Genomic DNA, 22,923 nt, shown 5'->3' on the forward strand with positions numbered 1-22,923 from the left:
GGAGAGAATTGTGTCAAAGCGTAGAGTAGTTGTTACTGGTATGGGGATGTTATCTCCGCTGGGGAATAATGTAGAGTCATCGTGGGCAAATTTGTTGGAAGGTAAAAGTGGTGTAGATCTTATTACCCATTTTGATACAACAAACTTCGGTACCAAATTTGCGGCAATGGTTAAAGATTTAGATACTGCAGATTATATTGAACGTAAAGAAGCCAAAAAAATGGATCTGTTCATTCAATACGGGATCATTGCTGCTATCCAAGCTATTAGAGATTCAGGCATTGAAATTACAGAAGAAAATGCTTATAGAATCGGTGTTGCTATTGGTTCTGGTATTGGTGGTTTAGGTTTAATCGAAGAAAACCACACTAAGTTAATGAATTCTGGCCCTCGAAAGTTATCACCATTTTTTGTTCCTTCTACCATTATCAATATGATCTCTGGTCACCTTTCTATCATGTATGGTTTAAAAGGCCCTAATATCTCTATCACAACAGCTTGTACTACTGGTGTTCATAATATTGGACAAGCAGCACGAATGATTGCTTATGGTGATGCAGATGTAATGGTTGCCGGAGGTGCTGAAAAAGCATCAACGCAACTTGGTATTGGTGGTTTTGGCGCTGCACGTGCCTTATCTTCAAGAAATGACGATCCACAAGCGGCAAGCCGACCATGGGATAAAGACCGTGATGGGTTTGTGTTAGGTGATGGTGCTGGTGTTATGGTTGTTGAAGATTATGAACATGCAAAAGCTCGTGGTGCTAAAATTTATGCTGAGATCGTTGGTTTTGGCATGAGTGGTGATGCTTATCACATGACGTCACCGCCAGCCGATGGTGACGGTGCTGCACGTTCAATGTTAAATGCAATTAACGATGCACAAATTAATCCTGAGCAAATTGGTTATATCAATGCCCATGGAACATCTACCCCAACTGGCGATAAAGCTGAAACGGCCGCGGTAAAACGTGTGTTTGGCCATCACGCTGGTAAAGTCATGGTTTCGTCTTCTAAGTCAATGATAGGCCACTTATTAGGTGCTGCTGGGTCAGTTGAATCTATCATTACGGCTATGAGCTTGGTGGATCAAAAAGTATCTCCAACCATTAACTTAGATAATCCAGATGAAGGCTGTGATTTAGATTACGTACCGCATGTTGCTCGTGATGTTCAATTAGAATATGCACTGTGTAATTCATTTGGATTTGGTGGCACTAACGGCACATTACTGTTCAAAAAGATGTAGCTATTAGTAAAATCTGAAATTAAAAACGCTAATTAAATGAATTATTAAGATGATAATTAGCGCCTAATTTGATACAAAAGCCTAACAAAACTGTTAGGTTTTTTTTTATGGGTTTTATATGTCTTTTTTGTGCTTTGATCACAAGTTAAATGAACTATCTATCGACAAAGAGTTTCAATACCAACGAAGTTTTTTGTATGGCGACGGCCATTTTTCGACAGCGAAAGTAATAGACGGTGAGATTCAGTATTTAACAAGCCATATTGCTAGATTACAAAACGCTAATGACAAGTTGAAATTCAGCCAAGTTGATTGGCTCAAATTAGAAACTATATTAAAACAAACAGCAAAACGGTTAACTTTGGGTTTTATAAAAATTCATTTTAGTCGAGGTCAATCATTACGAGGTTACGGTCAGTGTGCTCAAATAAAGACCACTGTTTTTGTCTCTTTTGGCGAGCTAACATCGCCTTTTGTTAAAACCCTGTCCCACCCCAATACAATAAAGTTAACTCAGTTAACAACGCAATTAGGGTTACAACCTTTATTAGCGGGTCTTAAACATTGCAATCGATTAGAGCAAGTTTTAGCGAGTGCGGAGTTAGAACACACTGAGTTCCCTGATGGTTTAATCGCGGATATTCAAGGTAATGTTATTGAGACAACCAAAGCCAATATTATTTGGTATCACCAAGGTGCGTGGTATACACCTTCGTTAATTAACTCTGGTGTTCGCGGTGTTATGCTTGAGCAGCTATTAGACCAGAAGTTAAATATAATCCAAGCCGACACCAGCATGGCATTTGTTAGCCAACAAGCAGAAGCAATGATTGTTTGTAATTGTTTAATTGGTTTACAGGCAGTTTCTTCTATTGATGATAGAATGTTAGATGTCGAATTAAGTCAAAAATTTATGAAAGAAGTATCGAGTGCCTAGTCTTTTTAGTTTACATACATTTAAATTCACCAATAAAACCATTTTAAGTGTCATTATATTATTTATTGTATGCATGACGGTTATATTATTTGGTGTGTTAAGGGTGAGTTATACTCAACCGATCAATTTGGACAGTCCTAAATTAATTCAATTAAAAAAAGGGGATTCACTTTATACGGTGTGCAACCGTTTAATTGAGCATGATTATATAAATGACTGTTTGGGGGTTAAAGTTTTTTCTAAAATTAACCCTGTCGTAGGTAAAGTTAAAACCGGTGTGTACGCGTTAACACCTGGTCTCGCGCTAAATCAGTTTGTTGCCAATTTAAATGAAGGGAAAGAGCAACAATTTTCGTTTACCTTACTCGAAGGCGACAATATTTATCAGGTATTAGATAAGTTAAAACACGCTACTTTTTTAGTAAACGACATCAAAACCATGCCTTTGCCTCAATTATCCCAAAAATTGTTACTTACATCGGATACACCGGAAGGGTGGTTATACCCAGATACTTATTATTATTCTGCATACACAGATGCGTCCGCACTTCTTTTACGCGCGGTTAATAAACAGCAAGAAATATTAGCCAAGTTATGGCAACAAAAACAAGCTGGGCTGCCAATCAGTACACCTTATGAAGCATTGATCTTAGCGTCAATTGTTGAGAAAGAGTCTGCCGTTGCTACTGAGCGAGAAATCATTGCTTCTGTGTTCCACAATAGATTAAATAAAAAGATGCGTTTACAAACAGACCCGACCGTAATCTACGGAGTTTGGGATGAGTACAAAGGTGATATAACACGTAAACATTTAAAACAAACAACGCCATATAATACGTATCGTATAAATGGGTTGCCACCAACACCAATTGCAAACCCAAGTAAAGCGTCGATTGAAGCCGTCTTACATCCAGCCTCTACTGAGTATTATTACTTTGTTGCTTCGGGTAATGGTGGACATGTTTTTAATAAAACGTTGGCAGATCACAATAAGTCAGTACAGGACTATTTAAATAAATCCAAATGATAATTGGAAAAGGTTATTAATGAGCAAGTTTATCGTAGTTGAAGGATTAGAAGGTGCAGGAAAAACTACTGCACAGGAGCTAATCAAAGCAATATTAACAAAACAAAATATTGAATTTGTGACCACTAGAGAACCCGGTGGCACACCATTAGCAGAAAAGATGCGTGATATTGTTAAGTCTGAAACCGATGAAATACTAACACCAGAAGCCGAATTGTTATTAATGTATGCAAGTCGAATTCAATTGATTGAAAATGTAATAAAACCCGCATTAGACTCTGGGAAATGGGTATTAGGTGATAGGCATGATATGTCATCATTGGCTTACCAAGGTGGCGGTCGTCAACTTGATCAAAACTTGATTATGCCAATCAGGAATGCGGTATTAAAAGGCTTTGAACCTGACTTAACCATATTAATGGACTTAGATCCTAAAATTGGCTTAGCTCGAGCAGCAGCTCGTGGTGCATTAGATAGAATCGAACGTGAACAAATAGAATTTTTCGAGCGTACCAGAGCCGTGTATTTATCATTGGCCGACCAAAACCCGAAAGTGGTGGTGATTGATGCCTCAAAAGACATCGACAATGTACAAACACAAATCACCGATAAATTAACAGCTTGGTTAACAACAAACTTATGAATAACAGCTTAGATATATTATCACTGCCGAAACACCAAGATAATTTGGCTCACGCCTATATTGTTGAAGGCATTGATATAAAAAAGCGACTTATTAATATTCAGGGTTTAACCCGCAGTTTATTGTGCCAAACGGAACAAACCATCGTTGGTGATTTTTGTGGTCATTGCCATAGTTGTAATTTATTAAACGCAGACACACACCCAGACTTTATGATGGTTAATGCCGATGAAGGTACGATTGGTGTGGACGATGTGCGCGCAATTTCTCAATTCCTTTCAAACATGTCGCACTTATCTGGCAATCAGGTTGTGGTAATAGAACACGCTGAAAATATGACAGAAAACGCCAGTAATGCCTTGTTAAAAACATTGGAAGAGCCGACTAATAAGTGTTTTATATTTTTGTTATGTAAAACAAAATCGGTTTTACTGCCAACCATTCTAAGTCGTTGTCAGTTTATTCAAATAAACAATAAAACAAAAGATGAACTAAAACTGACCTATCCCGAGTTAGCGGATTACATCATTGGTTTTTCTAATAATTCAGAAAGTGAGTTGGCAAAGTGGGTTGAAGAGCAAAAAGTTGAAGAGTTTACTGAGGTCTATCAGTTATTTATTCAGTGGTTAAAAAAACAAATACCAAACTTTGTGATCAGTAATAAAGTCTTGTCTAACCCATTAATGTCGTCATTTTTACTTTATTTAATTGAAAAGCGTATTCGACAATTAATGTTAAAGTCAGCCAAAACCGGCAATTCAACCTCAGCATTAACGGCGTCCAAACTACTGACTAAATATAATCAAACATCGAACCTTATTAAAGGGCAAAACAAAGCCTTAGCCATGTCCCAGTTATTAACCTCGGTAGAACCTTTAATCAGTTAGACCAGGTATTGGCTCAACAGTCTTGAGTTAATTAATAGGGGCTAACTTAAGTCGTCTACTGGTTAGTTTTGTTATCGCTGCTTGAATTGTTTGCAAATCTAATGGTTCTATTACAGGTTTTTCATTTGAAAATGAAAGATTAGAAACCAATTGTCCGTGTTCAAATAACATGCTTTTGTCTTTGTAAACTATGCTAAATAACCCTTCATGAAAGTTAGTGAATATATAATCATCTTCGATATCACTAATCGCACTGTCGATAAGATTCAATTCGTTATATTCGTCACATTGCAATTCGTCTTTCATATAGGAGGCAATAATGTTTTGAGGGGCCATTGGCGAACTATTAATGGTGTTAAAGCCCACTAATATAACCTTGCTGCGATAAAACGGAGATGGATTGGTTTTATCATAAAAAACATAAACACGACTGGTATCCGAATTAGCCGATTGTTGTTCCACATCGTAAGTGCCAGAGTGAAGTTCTATGGCAATTTTGTTAGCACTTAGCTGGTAGTTTATTTCAAGTTGAGTTTGGCTGCCCATATGGCTATATAGGCCAGGTAAACCGGTGCTAAAGTTGAATATTGCAGTATCAAAGTCGCTAGGAATGATCAGCTGATCGGAGGTTTGATAATTAATATTAAAGCGTGTTAACCAGTGAGTGATGGACGTGATATTAGATATATCGACCAAGTGAACCGATAAGTTACGTTTATCAGCAACATCACAACTAATCATAGTAAAAGGCTTAATGGTAAAACCTGATTGTGAAACGTCAGTTTGTTGTGTTTTAACTAATTGATACTTTTTAAGGTCAATCAACTCATATTTAGCTAATAAAGTTTTTGCCGTTAACGGATAAGAAACGGGAAATAGATTGTTTTGTTTTGCGATATCGGAATTAAGGGTAGCGTCAGACCACATATGCATTAAGTGGCTGATAAAAAATACCGACACTAAGGTGGTCGCAATCACGTTTTTATATTTAAAGTTTTGTAATTGGGTGATCCGCTTCCAAGTTAAATTACTGACAACAAATTGGTAAGCCAAAATAGCGACAAGGACAAACAAGAGTAAAAACCAATAGCCATTTCCCATATGAGCAATATAAAAGTCTTCCACTTCACGTAATTGCAACAAGGATGTCGCAGATAAGTGATAACCCAAACTTCTAAACGACAAAACATCTAAAAATAAGAGTAACTGAAAGAAGGTCGCCATAATGGAGGAAATACCTCGGATATGATGACGATGGGGAAACAGGGTAATAATTGGGAATATGGTGAGAATAAAACAGCTAATAGCTAAAAAAGAAAAATGCCCTAGCCAATTAACGATTAAATACATCCAACCCAAAAAGGTGGCTGGTAACTGTGAAGTTGAGAGATAGAAAAATGAAAATAACAGAGCCAAAATAATATTAGCAAAGGTGAACCAATGTCCCCATGATAATAAGTTAAACGGGCGCTCTATCTCCTGTTGACTACGAATTTTAATCAATTGTTCAATCTCTCACTGTCACAACTAAATTAACTAGCCATAGATGCTAATAGGGCATCAGAAAAACTTTTAGCAATCGCCATTTTTTGTTTTTCAGATACATTGTCGTCAATTACGTTGCTAACTGTGTTTCCTAAGGCGATTAAAGCGAGATCTACCGGGGCTTTATTGGCTTGTATTATAGAAATGATTTCTTCGACTAAATTATTAATCTCATCGTTAGAGTATTTTGATATGATTGGCATATAATTTTCTAGCTGCGTTGTATTTTAATTAACGCAGATGCTAACACAATATAATGATTAGGAAAAACCATGTCAGTAACGGTTAACCAATTTTCAATCGCTTTTTATGAAAAAAGAGAAGATACCGACTTTTCTACCAAATGGGCGGTAATGACAGACACTAGCTTAGACAAATCGAATATGTTTGTTGAGCAGTTACATAATATTTATAACGGTAAACCAAGTAAAAGTTATGCTGCGTTTAGTGAAGAAAAAAACACGGCGTTTTCGCAACAGTTACACAGTTATTTGAACCAAGAAATTGCCTTTGACCATGTATCAAAAGAAACACTTCAATTATTTCAAGCTGAGTTAGAAAAGTATGAGTTTGATGATACCGGCTATTTATTACTGATTGATTATGAGTACGTGGCGACACGTTATTTTATGGTTGGCGTGGTTAACCTAACAGAGCATTTTGCAATAGACACCGAGTTTGGCATTCAAAGCTCTCGTCATTTGGATTTAAATAAAATTCAATTAGCGGCCAGAATTGACGTGAGTAATTTGTTGCATGCCAAAGAAGATTTAAAAACAATTTCTTTTATTAAAGGCCGAGCTGGTAGACAAGTAAATGACTTTTTTATGGACTTGTTAGGTTGCACAGAAACCATTAATGCCAAAACGCAAAGTAAAGAGTTGTTAACCGCGATTGATGACTTTATGTCAACTGAATCTATGGCACAAAACGAGAAGTCAGATACGCGTGAAAAAGTATTTGAGTATTGCAGTGAAAAAATATCAAGCGGTGAAGATGCGGACTTAACTGAATTAAACGAAACGCTGTCGGTATTGTCAGACAGTGAATTTAAAGACTTCATACAACAACAAGAATACAGTTTTGATGACAAAGTTACGTTAGATAAAAGTACGGTGCGTAAATTAGTTAAGTTATCTGGCGCGGGTGGTGGTGTTTCCATATCATTTGATCGTATATTGTTGGGAGACAGAGTTAACTATAATCCAGGTTCTGATACGTTAACCATTAAAGGTGTGCCGGCGTCATTAAAAGCTCACCTGTTAGATGAATTTGGTTTGGAATAAAGACAGAAGTTATGAAACGAATCCCCAATCTTAAAGATAAGTTAAATCAAAAGATCCGAGACAAGGCTATCTCGCGCGCTAAAACACGTATTGTTTTAGCGGGCAAGGTGCCAGAAGATTTTAACGAAGAACAACTGGAAGTAATTGTTAAAGAGGAAGAAGAAAAGATCTTAAGTGGCGCGAAAGAAAAAGGCCTTTTGGTATTAGCGTCCCTGTTGGGCTTATCACTGTGGGGCTAATTGTTCGTTATGTTTAATCAATTATTAAAATGGACGTTATTAATTTCCATTTGGCGTAAATACAAACAACACATAGGCATCACGATTGCCTTGATATTGGCATTAATGTTAACGTCATTTTTGCATCAGGACTTTGTAAACTACAGTTTGGCTGCAAACAATGACAGTTTGGGTTTATCTTATGTTATCAAATGGTTAGTGTATTTAGGTTTAGTCACCGTTTATTGGTTCAGTGTCACAAAAGTTAAATCAAAAAGTGATAAAGATTCAGACTTACACCGAAAAATGAAAGTAGCAAAAGAGCAAACGGTGAACCAAAGTGCAAATATGACCTCTGAGAATCATCCGGATCCTTTTGCTAATATCCGTGAAAAAAAATCACTTAGGTCAAAAGCCGACTTTTTTATAGAAAAAGCGGAAATTGAAAAAGCTAAAAAGTCTGCAGGTAAGGAATAAGTAACACATATCAGCAAACATTAATTAGGAGAGTGGATGCAAACCTTTATAGTTTTATTAAGAGGAATAAATGTAGGTGGTCATAATAAATTGCCAATGAAAGACTTGGTTCCCCTCCTAAAATCCAATCATTACCAAGACATTTCTACCTATATCCAAACCGGCAATATCGTATTAAGTGCCAAGCACAATCCAGAACAAGACATTAAAAAATTGATCACATTAAACTTTGGATTTACGCCAAGTGTTTTTGTTATCTCTGTGTCTGATTTTTCCACCGCCGTTACTAATAATCCTTATCAAAATTTTGATGGCAAGTTGGTGCACTTATACTTCTGTCAGGCGCCAATTCAATTAAATTTGGAAAAGACCCAAAAATGGCAAAGCAGCACTGAGTCGTATCATATTGCAGATAATGTATTTTATTTGCATGCACCGGATGGGATTGGTCGGTCTAAGTTAGTGGCCAATATTGAGTCATGTTTAGGCCAAGCGGGCACCGGACGAAACTTAAATACTATTAATAAAATAACCATGATGTTAGAGGATAATAAATAACAATGGATACAACTAATCAAACAATACGTTGGGGCATCATAGGTTGTGGTAATGTAACAGAAGTAAAAAGCGGACCTGCTTATCAAAAAGTAAAAAACTTTAAACTAGCAGCGGTAATGAGACGTAATGAGGCGTTAGCTAAAGATTATGCTCAAAGACATGGCGTTGAAAAATATTACGCCAATGCGGATGATTTGATCAATGATCAAGATATCGACGCGGTTTATATTGCTACGCCGCCTGACTCCCATAAAGAATATGCTGTTAAAGTCGCTCAGGCGGGCAAAATTTGTTGCGTTGAAAAACCGTTAGCACCAAGTTTACAAGATAGTCAGGCAATATTAGATGCGTTCAAAGCCGCAGATGTACCTTTATTTGTGGCCTATTATCGACGTTCACTACCAAGGTTTACTAAAGTTAAATACTTAATTGATTCTGGCAAGATTGGAAAAGTTAGGCATATATCTTGGTCACTTTATAAATCCACTAGCGAACTAGATTTGTCAAAACAGTATAACTGGCGCACTGATAAAAAAGTGGCGTTAGGTGGCTATTTTGATGACTTGGCCAGTCACGGTTTAGATTTATTTGCGTACTTGTTAGGTGATTATCATAAGGTATGTGGTATGGGGAATAATCAACAAGACTTATATACTGCCTTTGATACGGTAACAGCGTGTTGGCAACATAAAACAGGTGTTACAGGCACAGGAAATTGGAACTTTGGAAGTTATTCCAATAGCGATAAAGTGTCGATTGTTGGTAGTAAAGGTGAGCTTAATTTTTCTGTATTTGATGAAACATCAATTAAAATTAAAACAGCGACAAGCGAATCTAAAATATTTATCGAACACCCAGAAAACGTGCAGTTGCATCATGTTGAAAATATGCAGAAACATTTATTACACGGTGAGAAGCACCCATCGAGTGGTGAGACAGCAACACACACAAGTTGGGTGATGGATCAAATTTTACTTTGAACATGAGAGTCTGTTTATGAGGAATAATGATGGAGTTTGATAAGTTTAGAAATAAATCAATTACAACAGGCAAAGGCATTTTAGGTGTGTTTTCTATTTGTGTTATTGCCGTGGCATTATTTATTTTAGTGGCAACTTTTATTAATAAAAGTGAATTTAACTTCAGTGCCTTGTTAGCGATGTTTGCTGGAGCGGTTTGTTTTTACGTGGCTATGACCAGAAAAGTAAAAAGTGATCATAAAGATATGAGTGAGTGAAAAAATAAAGGTGCCTAAAGGATAACTCTCATAAAAAAACCGATACTAAAACAAAGTATCGGTTCATTCTCACAAGACAATAGTCAGTTTAAAAGAACTCAAACTGACTAAGTTGTTTTAACTCATTGGTGCGTTGAATCGTCATATAAATATGACACTCTTTAGACATATTGGCAGCGATACTTGCATCCGGTAACATAGACAAGTACTGCCATTTGCAGTTTTTATTTTTAAACTGTTCAAACTCTTTACTGGTAGACTTAAACAAAGTAATGGCATCTCTACGGCCATTAATTTCTGCCACTTCCTGCAATTTAAAAACAATATTTTTTTGCCAGATCTCTAATTCTCTTACCTTGCTAGTATGAACCGTATCTAAGCAGGCCGAGTAATTAACCTTGTCATCAAACTTGGTTTTACAAACGTTAACTTCTGGTACGCCAAAACGATCTACATATTCAGCGTCTATCTTGTTAGCTAATAGTCCTTCGCTGACAAATAAGAGCAAATACACTAGTAAAAACTTTTTATTTAACAAGGTTATTTTCCTAATAATTGGTGTTAAATGTTTACGGCAACACCTTTTTAAATGGTTTAACGACGGAGTTTTGATAAACACCAGCGGCAAGGTAAGGGTCGGCATCTGCCCATTTTTGAGCGTCTTCTAACGAGTCAAATTCGGCTACGACTAATGAGCCAGTAAATCCAGCTTCACCAGGGTTCTCTGCATCAACCGCCGGTAGAGGGCCTGCTAATAACAAACGCCCCTGAGACGTTAACGCTTGTAGACGCGCTAAATGTTTTTCTCTGGTTTGTAACCTTAAGGCTAAGCTATTTTCTACGTCTTGTGAACAAATCATGTAATACATTTTACGAGTATTCCTGTTTGAAAAAATTCATTTTTATTATTTCACTGGATCTTGCAACATTTGAGTTAAAAATCAAGTGGAAAGGAAGACAGCGTATAAATTACTTGCTAGCATGCGGTGCAGAAAAATTTAACAATAATAATTATAAAGGAAGTACATATGAGTGCTGAAAGAGAGCATTTTTCCTCAAAACTAGGTTTTATTTTGGCCGCAGCTGGTTCGGCTGTTGGTATCGGTAATCTTGTAGGATTTCCTGTTGCTGCCGCAAAAAATGGCGGCGGTGCATTTCTATTTATCTACGCGATGTTCGTCATCTTAATTTGTTTACCTGTGATGATGGCTGAAATGTCATTTGGTCGACATACCAATAAAGATCCACTTGGCGCTTATAATTCAATATCGAACAACGATAAAAAATGGAAACTAGCTGGTTTATTAGGTGTGTTAACGCCATTTATGATTGCTGTATTTTATATGGTGATCACCGTATGGATATTTGGATACCTATATAATGCAGTAACAGGCAACTTAGCGGCTCTCGCTGACCCTAAGATGTTTGGTGAGTTTATTACCAGTAATTCACTGTTTGTTTACATGATTGTGGTAGTGGCTATCACAGGCGTAATTTTAATGAGCGGTGTAAAAGAGGGCATTGAAAGGGCAGCTAAAATATTAATGCCTTCATTATTCGTCTTACTTATTTTATTAGTTATCTACGTATTAACTTTAGATAATGCATTCTCTGGTGTTGCATTTTACTTAGTCCCTGACTTTTCTAAAATCAATGGCAGCGTGATCAATGCGGCGTTATCACAAGCGTTTTTCTCCCTATCATTAGGTATGGGTATCTTAGTTACTTACGGTTCTTACATCAGTAAAAAACAAGATATTGCAGACTCATCTAAGTTAGTAGCATTAACAGATACCGGCGTGGCATTTATCGCAGGTTTGATGATCATGCCAGCTATCTTTAGCTTTAACCCTATGGTTGAACCGGACAAGTTAAATGAGTCGTCTATTAACTTAATCTTTGTTTTATTACCTAAGATCTTCTTATCACTTCAAATGGATATCGGTTACTTTGGCGCAAGCGCGATAGCATCACTGTTTTTCTTATTGGTATTTTTTGCTGCAATTACGTCTTTAGTGTCAATCATTGAAGTACCAAATGCAGCTGTGATGGATGGCATGAAAGTAAGCCGTAAAAAGTCACTTACTTACTTAGCCATATTGATGGTGTTTTTAACCGTATTAACGTCTATGTCGTTTGGTATGTCTGATACCTTAACGGGCTTAACGCATTATGCAGGCGCTTCCAAGTCGCTATTTGATGTTATCTATGATGTATTTTACGACACCATATTGCCGTTAAATGGTTTACTGATCTGTTTATTTGTTATTTCTCGTTGGAAGATGATTAACTTCAAGAAAGAACTAGATGAAGGGCTAGAAAAGGGTAAACACGGTTTCTTATTACGTTACTCAGAAATTGCGCTTAAAACTTATATCCCAGTGATCTTAGCGTTAGTATTCTTAAATACAGTAGCAATGAAGTTCTTTGGTTATAAATTGTTGTTCTAGTTTTGGCTTAACTCCAATTTTAGTGATTAAAAACCTTAACGAATGTTAAGGTTTTTTTTTGAGTTTTATTTATCTTGTTATCTTATTTAACTCTTAATCTAATTCCCGGTTCAAAATATCTGTATTAAATATAACTTTTCTCAAATCGATAGGGCATGGATGCCCGATTGAGGAAAATTTTCATGGACGAATGTTATTTCGGCACTGGCATCCTGCTTCGCTCTACCTCCTCCATCCATGGAGTCGTCCGTATTTGATGACAAAAGTTAGTATTTAATACAAATAGATATTTGTTTACGGGCTGCGCTCTTTTTCATTATAAGAGCGCCTACCTTTTTTGGCTGTTGAAAAAAGGTTTTGATGACCACCGTCAAGGTGAAACCTTAGCGTACATAGGGGCACTATGTTAAAGCTAATATTCAACATAAGAATATTAAACTATAAACCTAACCAACTTTTTGGCCTAAAAGTCACAATCCCCGTTGCCACTCTTGCCTTAAGGGAATCATCTGCGGTGTATTGATGGCAGCTTGCACTTTAGCTAACAAGGAGGCTTTGTCTTTGCCTAATATGCCTTTTAATACTAAGTAGTTTGAGGCGTGATCTGAGCGGAATATGGTTTTATCTAACTCTAAGCGCGTTAATAAGGTTTCCATCTCTTTAAATAAACCAAGCTGGTTGGGGAGTTCAAAGCCATTAGGGAATTCTTTAGCAAAACGCTCTTGGCCTAGTGGAAAGGAAACTACTAAAGTTGATAGGTATTCTGGTTGGGTTTCGTTCATTAATTTGGCGGAATTAATGGCATGTTGTTGACTGAATTCGTTGCCACCTAAACCATTTAAGATCATAACCGAACGTTTAATGCCGGCCTGTTGTAACTTGTCTAACGCGATTTTTGAGGATTCGTAACTTTCGCCTTTTTTGATCAATTGTAAAACATGATCATCACCACTTTCACAACCTACATAAACTAAACTGAGTTTTAATTGTTGTAGCGATTGCAGTTGCTCAACGGTTTTATTGGTTAAATTTCTAGGTAAACAATAAGAGGAGATACGTTGTATATCTGGAAAGTACTTGTTTATCAGCTCACAGATCTCTTGTAAGCGTCTAAATGGCAATGTTAGGGCATCACCATCGGCTAAAAATACACGATGAACCGGCATGCCTGAGCGTTTTATTGCAATAAGCTCTTGTTCAATGTCTTCTAGCTTCTTAGGTTTAAACTTTTTATTGTCTTGAGTGTACATGTCACAGAAAGTGCATTGATTCCAAGAGCAGCCATTAGTGACTTGTAATATAAGAGATTTCCACTCACTAGGTGGACGGAATACCGGTTCAATATATTTTAATGGATACATGTTTAACCCTAATATTACTTTCTCAAAACAAACTTTTTGTAGCTCAAAACTCGAAACTCGTCACTCGAAACTCGTCACTCGAAACTCATCACTCGAAACTCGTCACTCGAAACTCGTCACTCGAAACTCATCACTCGAAACCCGTCACCCGAAACTCGTCACTCGTAACCCGAAACCCGAAACTCATAACTTAAGTATAAGAATCTTCTTCATCAGGCTCGTTTTCGTCGCCCATGAATACACCCCAACCATCAGAGTAACCTTTATTTTTTTCAGCGATTTTTTTGAATTCTTTTTCAAATGCAACAATGTTTTCGTAAGTAACGTCCATTACTTTAGATACTTGCAGTTCGATGGCAATACTCGATGCACCCCCATGGTCGTATTTACGGCTTTCAACTTTGACAAACGGCTCTTCGTTTTCAATCCTAGCGATAAATAACTTTGCAACAGTATCGGCATCGGATTCTTGATCAAATAAAGCAAAAAAGTCGACGACGTATTGCTCACTAAAATCAAATCCTGCATTGGCCATGTCTTGTAATATTTGGCCGGTATCATCATTTGGAAAATTCATTGTTATCCATTATCACTGGTGGTTATGGGCCAATTGTAGCTAAGTTATCAATTTGACCCAAGTACTATTATGGTAAGCGTAGAAGTAATATTTAGGTTAAAAATAACTCTGCATTTTTTACATTTACGCCACATTATTGGACTATTGCCTGTTTATTCGCATACGTTTTGGAATAAAGTCAACTAAGGTGGTTCTTACTGGATTAATGTCTAATCCGCCACGTCGGGTATATCTTGCATAAACGGTTAATTCGCTTGGGTTGGCAAGGGTCATGATGTCGGTGAAAATTCGCTCCACACATTGTTCGTGGAATTCGTTATGCATTCTAAATGAAATCAAATAACGCAATAATGATTCATGGTCTATTTGTAATCCAGTATAAGAAATAACAATACTGGCCCAATCTGGCTGACTGGTAATTAAACAATTTGACTTTAACAAGTGGCTATTTAATTGCTCGGTAACTGTGTTACCAGATTTATCTAATTTTAATAACTGATTATTAAAGTCGTAATTGTCTATTTCAATATCTATATCATCTATATTAACGCCATCTAGCGGCGTTACTTGAAATGGGGCTTCTTGTTCAACGGATAACAAACGAACATCTACCGTCTCACCTGCACAGTCGGTTAAGTCTTTTTCCATTGCTTCTTGCACATCTGTCCAAGAAGTAAACTTGGTTTGATTAAAGCTATTTAAATACAGCTTAAATGATTTACTTTCTATTAAGTTGGTACTTGTTGCAGGCACAACAAACTCAGCAATGGCCACCACAGGTTTGCCTTTGGCATTTAACCAGCTTACTTCATAACCTGTCCATAAATCGTGACCATAAAAAGGTAATGGATCAGATAGGTTTAAATCGTCTCTGTTAAGACTACGAGGAACGGGTTGCAGTAGATTTGGATTATATTTTGTCTCATAGGCGGTTTGTTTGCCAAGAGTCAGTTCATCTAACGCGCCACTTTCTGTATACTTTGAAGTCATAGGGTAAACAATATCTAGTTTGAATGTGGGTATTGTAAAGAATATAAATTTAAGTGGAAGTGGATATGACTAAAATTGAATTATTAAATCAGGCTTGGGTTAAGTTTGTTTCAAATTGGAGCAAACTTGCTGAGCAAAATGGATATCCTGAAATTGAGTCCGATCCTGAATGGCCTTCGCCGTGTGAATTTAGTGCTAATAACAAAACGTATTGGAAACCGGTTGAAATTGAACAAGCGTTAGAATTTGATAATGTTGGTCGGGCAATGGATTTAATCATAGATCCGCAATACTCTGCATTGTTTTGTAAGTATTATGCCGACAACATCAATGCTGAACATAACGCTGGTCCATTACAATTTTTACAAGCGTGGTCGTATACAGATTTCGAACGACTGCAGCAAAACCTTATTGGTCATTTGATGATGAAAGCCAAATTAAAACAATCACCTACGTTGTTTTTTGCGCTAACGGATGAAGATGATCTTAATTTGGTTGTGGTTAATGAAACAGGAGAGGTGTGGTTGGAATATGTCGGTAAAGAACCACATAAAAAAGTCGCCAACAGTTTAGCTGACTTTATCGAACAGTGTTCGCCGGTTTTATAAATTTTATACCGAGTAACCCTAACCAGATTAGGGTTACTAAATTAGGGGTGTTGAGTCTTATTTGAGCAGCAAGGACTTTAACAATGCAACTTCCTGTTCCAACATTTCCACTCTTTGCTCTAATGTTTTCTTTTCATCAGTGCTGGTCAGTTTATTTTGTTTCTTTGGAATTACGACATCAGGATTCGAACGCCATTGCTGTAGGCCAGAGATTAATGTTGGCATTGGCGTATTTTTATCCGCCCTAGCTTTTATTAAAGCAATCGAGGGCTCTTTCCCTTCATTTTTTAATACTTGGCAAATGTTAATAATATCTGAAATATTCATATTCTCTATAATTTGGTTAATTTAACTATTAAATTGTATTTATGACGATTAGTGGTGCTCTACTTAGATGTTATATTAATAATTCTCCTTATATAACAACTGTTTACCATGTTGGAACTGATTTTGCCTTATAGGTGCATCGTTAATATAAATAATAAAGTTGAGATGACAATGAATCAAACACTTAATAAAACAATTAAAACATTAATTTTAACACTTCCATTAACATTTGCGTTAACTGGCTGTGTTGTCGTTGTAGGTGATGATGAAGGAAGAGGATGGAATAACTCTAACTCAAGTAGTGAATGGAAAGAAGTACAGAGAACGAATAAAGCGAAGATAGCGCAATTAGAAGTTGGTGAAACCATTTCACAAGTAAAAACAACGTTTGGCTCTGCTGACTTTAATGAAGCGTTTACAGATAATGACAAACAATACCAAGTGTTATTTTATCGAACTCGTCACAAACACTCAGACGGTGAAACAACTAAAGATGAATGTACACCTCTCATTTTTGTTGACGGTGTATTACAATCTTGGGGTCAAAAAGCGTATAAAAAGCTTTAACCAAGGCAAAATATATAATCAATAAAAAAAACCGAGTTATTAAACTCGGTTTTTTTGTGGATTAACTAAATTGAGTTACGATTTTAGTTTATCAAAATCAACATTTTCAATTTCAGTACCGGCATCTTCGTTAGCGAACATCTCATGGTCAAATTCTTTTTCAGATGAAGCAACAATACAACTCACCATACAATCACCCGTAACGTTAACGGCGGTACGAGTCATATCCAATAATCGGTCGACACCAATAATTAACGCTATGCCTTCAACAGGTAGACCAACTTGCTGTAATACCATCGCCAACATAATTAAACCTACACCCGGAACGGCAGCTGTACCAATAGAGGCTAATGTTGCCGTTAATACCACCATTAGGTAATCACTTAAGGCTAAATCAACCGCAAATACTTGAGCGATGAATACCGTAGCAACCCCTTGCATGATGGCCGTACCATCCATGTTAAGTGTGGCACCCATAGGTAATGTAAATGAAGCGATAGAGTTTTTAACGCCTAGCTTTTTAGTAGCCGTTTCCATGGTAACAGGTAGGGTTGCACCTGAGCTTGATGTACTAAAAGCGAACAAAGCAGCATCGCGCATTTTCTTGAAGAAGATGACAGGGCTTAAACCAGTGAAGGCTTTTAATAACGAGCCGTAAACCACAAACGCATGTAACAACAATACAAAAATTACTAAGAAGAAGTACTTAATTAAACTACCAATGGTTTCATATTCAAGGGTAGTGAATAATTTAGCTAATAAGAAGAACACGCCATAAGGGGCGACATTCATTAGAATAACCACTAAGCGCATAATTACGGCGTTTAAATCCACAAACAAGGCCGCTAAACGTTCACCTGATTTACCCGCAAGTGCCATAGACACACCAAACAAGAGTGCAAATACAATGACTTGCAACATATTACCTTGCGCCATTGAGCTAATAGGGTTAGTTGGGAACATATTGATAATAACTTGAGCAAACCCTGGCGCTTCTTTAGCTACAAAGTTTTGATCCGTTGGTAAATTTAACCCTTGTCCTGGCCCAACAACTAAAGCTAATAGAATGGCTAATGTGATGGCAATTGCGGTTGTCATTAAGTACAACGCAATTGATTTCCCACCTAGGCGAGCTAACTTACTGGTGTCGTTTAAACTGCAAGTGCCAACGACCAATGAAACAAATACCAGCGGAACCACGATCATTTTCAAACTAGCAACAAATATACTGCCGCCAACATGAAACAATCCGTTCACAAAAAAGTCATTAATAGAAAGGGTAGTGATGCCTAATGGGATTAAAATGTCGCCGGAAGTACCAAATAGTTCTTGTAAGATCACACCGGTAAGAATACCGGAGATCATCCCGATTAAAATGCGAGCCGTGAGCCCAAACTTTTGATTGGATGGTTGTTTTGTCATTTTTATTTATTCTTATTTTATGAATTCGATTCGAGTATAAACAAGTCAGCTAAAAATGTAGAGCTTTCTGACGATAAGTGAACAAAACTCATACAAATACGGATTCTATTAAAAGTTTTAACTATAAAAAAAGCGACCCTAAGGTCGCTTTAATCAATAGTTATAACGTAATTATCGTTGGAATGGATAAACTGAACCAAGGTTTAAAATTTGAGTGAGTTCATCGAGTGCAGCTCGAGTTTCAATTACTAACATAGGATCTCTTAGATCTGATTCCGATAATTCATCACGGTAATGTTTATCTACCCAGGTATTTAATGTTGAAAATAACTGTTCTGACATCAGAACATTTTGATTGGTTGCGGCTAGTTCTTGTTCATTTAACGCAACTCGTAATCGTAAACATGCCGGTCCGCCACCATTTCTCATACTTTGTTTAACGTCAAAGTAGTTTACTTGTTTAATCGGTGTGTTTTGCGTAATTAAATTGTCTAAATACGCCGATACCGACGGGTTTTCTTTACATTCCATTGGCGCAATGATGGCCATTTGACCATTACCGATATCAACCAACTGAGTATTAAATAAGTAAGTTTTAACCGCTTGTTCAACACTGACTTGATCTGTGGCAACTTTAATAAAGTGGAATTCTTTATCTGATTTTTTAGCAAATTTAGATTGGATTTCTTTAAACTTTTCAGCGGTATTTAAAAAGGCTTGTTCGTGATAGAACAATACATTTTGATTACCCACAGATATAACGTCATTGTGGAATACACCTTGGTCAATGACATCAGGATTTTGCTGCATGTAAACAACACCTGACTCATCTAATTGATGCAAACGTGAAACCGCTTCACAGGCTTCATAGGTGTGACGTGCAGGATATTTAACGGGTGCTGGCTTTGAAGAATCGAATGCGTGTCTGCCATAGACAAATAATTCCACACCTGCTTGATCGTATTCACCGCACAAACGAGTATGATTTGCTGCGCCTTCATCACCAAAATGATCGTTATCTGGTAAATGCTGGTGGTGTGCAAAATGCTGTTCGTTATTAAACATGGCTTTTAATATACGGCCGCTGGTTTCAGGCTCTAACGAACGGTGGAATTTATTAGTTAAATTAGCCGGGGTAAAATGCACTTTTTTGTCAGCAGTATCCGCACTTGGTGAAACGGTTGCGGCGTTGGCTGTCCACATACTTGAAGCCGAATATACAGCTCTTAACACTTGTGGGGCTTGTTTAGCGGCTTGCTCTAAAACCGAAGTATCGCTACCACTGAAGCCTAAACGACGTAATGCATCTAAGTCAGGTCTTTCATGTGGCGCTAAAACCCCTTGAACTAATCCCATGTCATGTAATGCTTTCATTTTTTGCAAACCTTGTTTGGCTGCAGATTTTGGATTAGAGGTATCTTTTGCGTTATTTAAAGAGGCAACATTACCAACAGACAATCCGGCATAGTTATGAGTTGGGCCAACTAGACCATCAAAATTAGCTTCAAAATGTTTCATTATTAGAACTTCTCCATAAAATACAGTGACACAGGATTTACATTTTTATTCACAAAAAAAATTTGATGTTTTTTTTAAACTAGAGCAAATTTTTAACAAATTAATTAGATAAAAAAATAAATGTAAATAAAATCATTTAATTTTTTAAGTGACAAATCTTCTGAAAACCTTAGTATCATTGCGTGTCGTTAATCGAAAACTGTTTATATTATACGCAGTTAAAGAAGAAAATCTCACTTTGGTGCAGAAATAGATAGCGATTTTAGCTTGAAGTCGAATAGAATCGCATATATATCTTATAACTTGGTATAAGTACGCAATTTACCCAAGAAGCGGTTGAGGAATTATGGGAAAGTCTCTGGTCATAGTCGAGTCACCAGCAAAAGCAAAGACCATCAACAAGTATTTAGGCAAAGATTTTGTCGTAAAATCCAGTGTTGGTCATATTCGTGATCTCCCAACGTCAGGTGGTACGAAAAAACCAGCTGAACGTGTGTCAACAAAAGGGTTGTCTGTAGAAGAAAAAGCAAAATTAAAAGCAGCAAAAGATAAAACTGCTTTAGTCAGCCGTATGGGGATAGACCCAGAAAACGGTTGGGCTGCTAAATATCAAATATTACCGGGTAAAGAGAAAGTTGTTGCGGAACTTAAAAAATTGGCAGCGTCAGCTGACCATATCTATCTCGCAACGGATTTGGACCGCGAAGGGGAAGCCATTGCTTGGCACCTGCGGGAAATCATAGGCGGTAATGAAGATAAATTTAAACGCGTTGTTTTTAACGAAATAACCAAAAGCGCAATAAAACAAGCATTTGATAAACCTGGTGAATTAGATATACACCAAGTAAATGCTCAACAAGCACGCCGTTTCTTAGACCGTGTTGTTGGTTTTATGGTGTCGCCTTTGTTATGGAAAAAAATAGCACGAGGTTTGTCAGCGGGACGAGTTCAATCTGTAGCTGTTCGTCTTGTTGTTGAACGTGAAAGAGAAATTAAAGCGTTTATTCCAGAAGAGTTCTGGCGTTTGAATGTTGATACCTTTACCTCTAAAAAAGAACAAATCTTATTAGAAGTAAATAAACAACAAGGTAAAACCTTTAAACCGACTAATAAAGATCAAATGGATGCGATATTAGCAGATATTAAAGGCCAGACATTTACGGTGTCTAACCGTGAAGACAAACCATCTAAAAGCAAACCATCTGCTCCGTTTATAACGTCAACGTTACAACAAGCGGCGAGTACACGTTTGGGCTTTGGCGTAAAGAAAACCATGATGATGGCACAACGTTTATACGAAGCGGGTCACATTACTTATATGCGTACCGACTCCACTAACTTAAGTAGTGAAGCTGTTGGCGCTTGTCGTTTATTTATCCAAAGTGAATTTGGTGAAAAATACTTACCTGCTAATGCACTGGTTTACGGTAGCAAAGAAGGAGCGCAAGAGGCGCATGAAGCGATTCGTCCTTCGAGTGTTGGTGTTCAAGCTTCACAATTAGTGGGCATGGAGCGAGATGCCGAGCGTTTGTATGAGTTGATTTGGAATCAATTTGTGGCGTGTCAAATGGTACCTGCGGAATATGACGTAACAAATGTAACCGTTACTGCTGGTGATTTTGAACTTAAAGCTAAAGGTCGAGTGTTAAAATTTGACGGTTGGACAAGAGTGCAAACGGCCGTTAAAAAAGCCAATGATGATAACATTGAATTACCAAATGTGAGTGTTGGAGACGTATTAGATGTAGCTGAATATCTACCAAAACAACACTTTACTAAACCTATTGCACGTTTCTCTGAAGCCAGCTTAGTTAAAGAATTAGAAAAACGTGGTATTGGTCGTCCATCTACGTACGCCTCTATCATCTCGACAATTCAAGACCGTGGATATGTACGATTAGACAACCGTCGTTTTTACGCCGAAAAAATGGGCGAAATTGTTACCGACCGTTTAGTTGAAAACTTCACTGAGTTATTAAACTACGACTTTACTGCAAAAATGGAAGGTCGTTTAGATGAAGTTGCGGATGGTGATTTACAATGGAAGAAGTTGTTAGATACCTTCTATAGTGAATTCCAAGAAAAACTAGTAGTGGCTTCATCTGAAACAGATGAAGGCGGTATGCGTCAAAACTTACCGGTACCAACCGATATTGATTGCACTAAGTGTGGCCGCAAGATGAACATTCGTACTGCAAGTACTGGTGTTTTCTTAGGTTGCTCTGGTTATGCATTGCCTCCAAAAGAACGTTGTACCAATACAATGAACTTAACCCATGGTGATGAAGCTGAAAATGTTTCTGATGAAGAATTAGAGACCGAAGCATTACGTCACATGAAACGTTGTCCTGTTTGTGAAACGGCAATGGACAGCTATTTAATTGACGAAACCAGAAAAATTCATATTTGTGGTAATAACCCAAGTTGTTCTGGTCATGTGGTTGAAAAGGGTGAGTTTAAAATTAAGGGCTATGATGGACCATTAATCGAATGTGATAAATGTGGTTCGGATATGCAACTTAAGTCTGGCCGTTTTGGTAAGTATTTTGGCTGTACTGGCGAAGAGTGTAAAAACACGCGTAAATTACTAAGAAGTGGTGAAGCTGCGCCACCGAAAGAAGATCCGGTTCATTTACCGGAATTACCTTGTGTTAAGTCGGATGGGTATTTTGTTTTACGTGATGGCGCTGCAGGTTTGTTTATGGCGGCCTCAACCTTCCCAAAATCTAGAGAAACTAGAGCACCATTAGTTGAAGAACTTGCTTTATATCGTGATCGCATTAGCCCTAAATTTTATTATTTAGCCGATGCACCAGCACAAGATCCAGATGGCAATAAATCAGTTGTTCGTTTTAGCCGGAAAACAAAACAACAATATGTCATGACGGAAAACAGTGAAGGTAAAGCGTCAGGTTGGAGTGCTTGGTTTACTGATGGTAAATGGGTAGAAGAAGATAAACGTAAGAAGCCTAAAGCGAAGGCAAAGCCAAAAGCTAAGGCAAAACCAGCCGCTAAGAAGAAAGATTAGTTAGTCCTGGT

General features: G+C 37.3%; 25 protein-coding genes. 15 read left to right on the top strand and 10 right to left on the bottom strand.

The window, feature by feature from the left end:
• Window positions 1-10: 10 nt before the first annotated feature.
• The 5 genes from fabF to KO505_RS06875 all read left to right on the top strand — a co-directional run bounded on the left by fabF (window position 11) and on the right by KO505_RS06875 (window position 4,743).
• The gene (gene fabF, locus KO505_RS06855) at window positions 11-1,249 is read left to right on the top strand and encodes a beta-ketoacyl-ACP synthase II (protein ID WP_216054709.1); all 1,239 of its coding nucleotides are present in this window, start codon (window positions 11-13) and stop codon (window positions 1,247-1,249) included.
• 118 nt (window positions 1,250-1,367) lie between these two features.
• Complete coding sequence (gene pabC / locus KO505_RS06860; RefSeq protein ID WP_216054710.1) at window positions 1,368-2,186, top strand: aminodeoxychorismate lyase; 819 nt, start codon at window positions 1,368-1,370, stop codon at window positions 2,184-2,186.
• Window positions 2,179-3,213, top strand: a complete 1,035-nt coding sequence (gene mltG / locus KO505_RS06865) for an endolytic transglycosylase MltG (protein ID WP_216054711.1) — start codon at window positions 2,179-2,181, stop codon at window positions 3,211-3,213. Before pabC ends, mltG begins: the two co-directional genes overlap by 8 nt.
• Window positions 3,214-3,232: 19 nt before the next feature.
• A complete protein-coding gene (gene tmk, locus KO505_RS06870) occupies window positions 3,233-3,856 on the top strand; it encodes a dTMP kinase (RefSeq protein WP_216054712.1) in 624 nt (207 codons plus the stop codon).
• On the top strand, window positions 3,853-4,743 hold the full coding sequence (locus KO505_RS06875; protein WP_216054713.1) for a hypothetical protein: 891 nt from the start codon (window positions 3,853-3,855) through the stop codon (window positions 4,741-4,743). Before tmk ends, KO505_RS06875 begins: the two co-directional genes overlap by 4 nt.
• Before the next feature lie 27 nt (window positions 4,744-4,770).
• Here the strand turns inward: KO505_RS06875 and KO505_RS06880 are convergent, their stop codons facing one another.
• Complete coding sequence (locus KO505_RS06880; protein WP_216054714.1) at window positions 4,771-6,246, bottom strand: DUF3413 domain-containing protein; 1,476 nt, start codon at window positions 6,244-6,246, stop codon at window positions 4,771-4,773.
• Window positions 6,247-6,275: 29 nt separating this feature from the next.
• Entirely contained in the window at window positions 6,276-6,491 is a 216-nt protein-coding gene (locus KO505_RS06885; RefSeq protein WP_216054715.1) for a DUF1414 domain-containing protein, read from the bottom strand.
• Between the two features lie 69 nt (window positions 6,492-6,560).
• On the opposite strand from KO505_RS06885, the gene KO505_RS06890 reads away from it, so the two are divergent.
• The 6 genes from KO505_RS06890 to KO505_RS06915 are packed head-to-tail and all read left to right on the top strand — an operon-like array spanning window position 6,561 to window position 10,064.
• Entirely contained in the window at window positions 6,561-7,574 is a 1,014-nt protein-coding gene (locus KO505_RS06890) for a nucleoid-associated protein (RefSeq protein WP_216054716.1), read from the top strand.
• 11 nt (window positions 7,575-7,585) lie between these two features.
• Window positions 7,586-7,813, top strand: a complete 228-nt coding sequence (locus tag KO505_RS06895; RefSeq protein ID WP_216054717.1) for a hypothetical protein — start codon at window positions 7,586-7,588, stop codon at window positions 7,811-7,813.
• 9 nt (window positions 7,814-7,822) lie between these two features.
• The gene (locus KO505_RS06900; protein ID WP_216054718.1) at window positions 7,823-8,269 is read left to right on the top strand and encodes a hypothetical protein; all 447 of its coding nucleotides are present in this window, start codon (window positions 7,823-7,825) and stop codon (window positions 8,267-8,269) included.
• 36 nt (window positions 8,270-8,305) lie between these two features.
• A complete protein-coding gene (locus KO505_RS06905) occupies window positions 8,306-8,827 on the top strand; it encodes a DUF1697 domain-containing protein (protein ID WP_216054719.1) in 522 nt (173 codons plus the stop codon).
• A gap of 2 nt (window positions 8,828-8,829) precedes the next feature.
• Window positions 8,830-9,807 (top strand): Gfo/Idh/MocA family protein, encoded by a 978-nt coding sequence (locus KO505_RS06910; protein ID WP_216054720.1) that lies wholly within the window; start codon window positions 8,830-8,832, stop codon window positions 9,805-9,807.
• 26 nt (window positions 9,808-9,833) lie between these two features.
• Entirely contained in the window at window positions 9,834-10,064 is a 231-nt protein-coding gene (locus KO505_RS06915) for a hypothetical protein (RefSeq protein ID WP_216054721.1), read from the top strand.
• A gap of 88 nt (window positions 10,065-10,152) precedes the next feature.
• Here the strand turns inward: KO505_RS06915 and KO505_RS06920 are convergent, their stop codons facing one another.
• Window positions 10,153-10,602: a lysozyme inhibitor LprI family protein gene (locus tag KO505_RS06920; protein WP_216054722.1), complete on the bottom strand. Its 450-nt coding sequence runs from the start codon at window positions 10,600-10,602 to the stop codon at window positions 10,153-10,155.
• 31 nt (window positions 10,603-10,633) lie between these two features.
• Complete coding sequence (locus KO505_RS06925) at window positions 10,634-10,933, bottom strand: YciI family protein (protein ID WP_216054723.1); 300 nt, start codon at window positions 10,931-10,933, stop codon at window positions 10,634-10,636.
• Window positions 10,934-11,092: 159 nt separating this feature from the next.
• On the opposite strand from KO505_RS06925, the gene KO505_RS06930 reads away from it, so the two are divergent.
• A complete protein-coding gene (locus tag KO505_RS06930) occupies window positions 11,093-12,514 on the top strand; it encodes a sodium-dependent transporter (RefSeq protein ID WP_216054724.1) in 1,422 nt (473 codons plus the stop codon).
• Between the two features lie 470 nt (window positions 12,515-12,984).
• Here KO505_RS06930 and KO505_RS06935 read toward each other — a convergent pair whose 3' ends face one another.
• The 3 genes from KO505_RS06935 to queF all read right to left on the bottom strand — a co-directional run bounded on the left by KO505_RS06935 (window position 12,985) and on the right by queF (window position 15,442).
• Window positions 12,985-13,875 carry a radical SAM protein gene (locus KO505_RS06935; protein WP_216054725.1) on the bottom strand — a complete coding sequence of 297 codons (891 nt, stop codon included), beginning with the start codon at window positions 13,873-13,875 and terminating at the stop codon, window positions 12,985-12,987.
• A gap of 190 nt (window positions 13,876-14,065) precedes the next feature.
• Window positions 14,066-14,452 carry a ribonuclease E inhibitor RraB gene (locus tag KO505_RS06940; RefSeq protein WP_216054726.1) on the bottom strand — a complete coding sequence of 129 codons (387 nt, stop codon included), beginning with the start codon at window positions 14,450-14,452 and terminating at the stop codon, window positions 14,066-14,068.
• A gap of 141 nt (window positions 14,453-14,593) precedes the next feature.
• Window positions 14,594-15,442, bottom strand: coding sequence for an NADPH-dependent 7-cyano-7-deazaguanine reductase QueF (queF, locus tag KO505_RS06945; protein ID WP_216054727.1), 849 nt, complete (start codon window positions 15,440-15,442; stop codon window positions 14,594-14,596).
• 65 nt (window positions 15,443-15,507) lie between these two features.
• On the opposite strand from queF, the gene syd reads away from it, so the two are divergent.
• On the top strand, window positions 15,508-16,050 hold the full coding sequence (gene syd / locus KO505_RS06950; protein WP_216054728.1) for a SecY-interacting protein: 543 nt from the start codon (window positions 15,508-15,510) through the stop codon (window positions 16,048-16,050).
• Window positions 16,051-16,107: 57 nt separating this feature from the next.
• Here syd and KO505_RS06955 read toward each other — a convergent pair whose 3' ends face one another.
• Window positions 16,108-16,377 carry a hypothetical protein gene (locus tag KO505_RS06955; RefSeq protein ID WP_216054729.1) on the bottom strand — a complete coding sequence of 90 codons (270 nt, stop codon included), beginning with the start codon at window positions 16,375-16,377 and terminating at the stop codon, window positions 16,108-16,110.
• A gap of 171 nt (window positions 16,378-16,548) precedes the next feature.
• On the opposite strand from KO505_RS06955, the gene KO505_RS06960 reads away from it, so the two are divergent.
• A complete protein-coding gene (locus KO505_RS06960) occupies window positions 16,549-16,944 on the top strand; it encodes a DUF3192 domain-containing protein (protein WP_216054730.1) in 396 nt (131 codons plus the stop codon).
• Between the two features lie 75 nt (window positions 16,945-17,019).
• On the opposite strand, the gene KO505_RS06965 is transcribed toward KO505_RS06960, so the two are convergent.
• Window positions 17,020-18,366 carry a dicarboxylate/amino acid:cation symporter gene (locus KO505_RS06965; RefSeq protein WP_216054731.1) on the bottom strand — a complete coding sequence of 449 codons (1,347 nt, stop codon included), beginning with the start codon at window positions 18,364-18,366 and terminating at the stop codon, window positions 17,020-17,022.
• A 171-nt stretch (window positions 18,367-18,537) separates the two neighbouring features.
• Window positions 18,538-19,884, bottom strand: coding sequence for an N-succinylarginine dihydrolase (gene astB, locus KO505_RS06970; protein WP_216054732.1), 1,347 nt, complete (start codon window positions 19,882-19,884; stop codon window positions 18,538-18,540).
• Window positions 19,885-20,230: 346 nt separating this feature from the next.
• Between astB and topA the strand changes: the two genes are divergently transcribed.
• Window positions 20,231-22,912 (top strand): type I DNA topoisomerase, encoded by a 2,682-nt coding sequence (gene topA / locus KO505_RS06975; protein WP_216054733.1) that lies wholly within the window; start codon window positions 20,231-20,233, stop codon window positions 22,910-22,912.
• The last annotated feature ends 11 nt before the right edge of the window (window positions 22,913-22,923 follow it).

It is taken from the genome of Psychrosphaera sp. F3M07, assembly GCF_018860345.1.
Taxonomy (GTDB): Bacteria; Pseudomonadota; Gammaproteobacteria; order Enterobacterales; family Alteromonadaceae; genus Psychrosphaera; species Psychrosphaera aquimarina.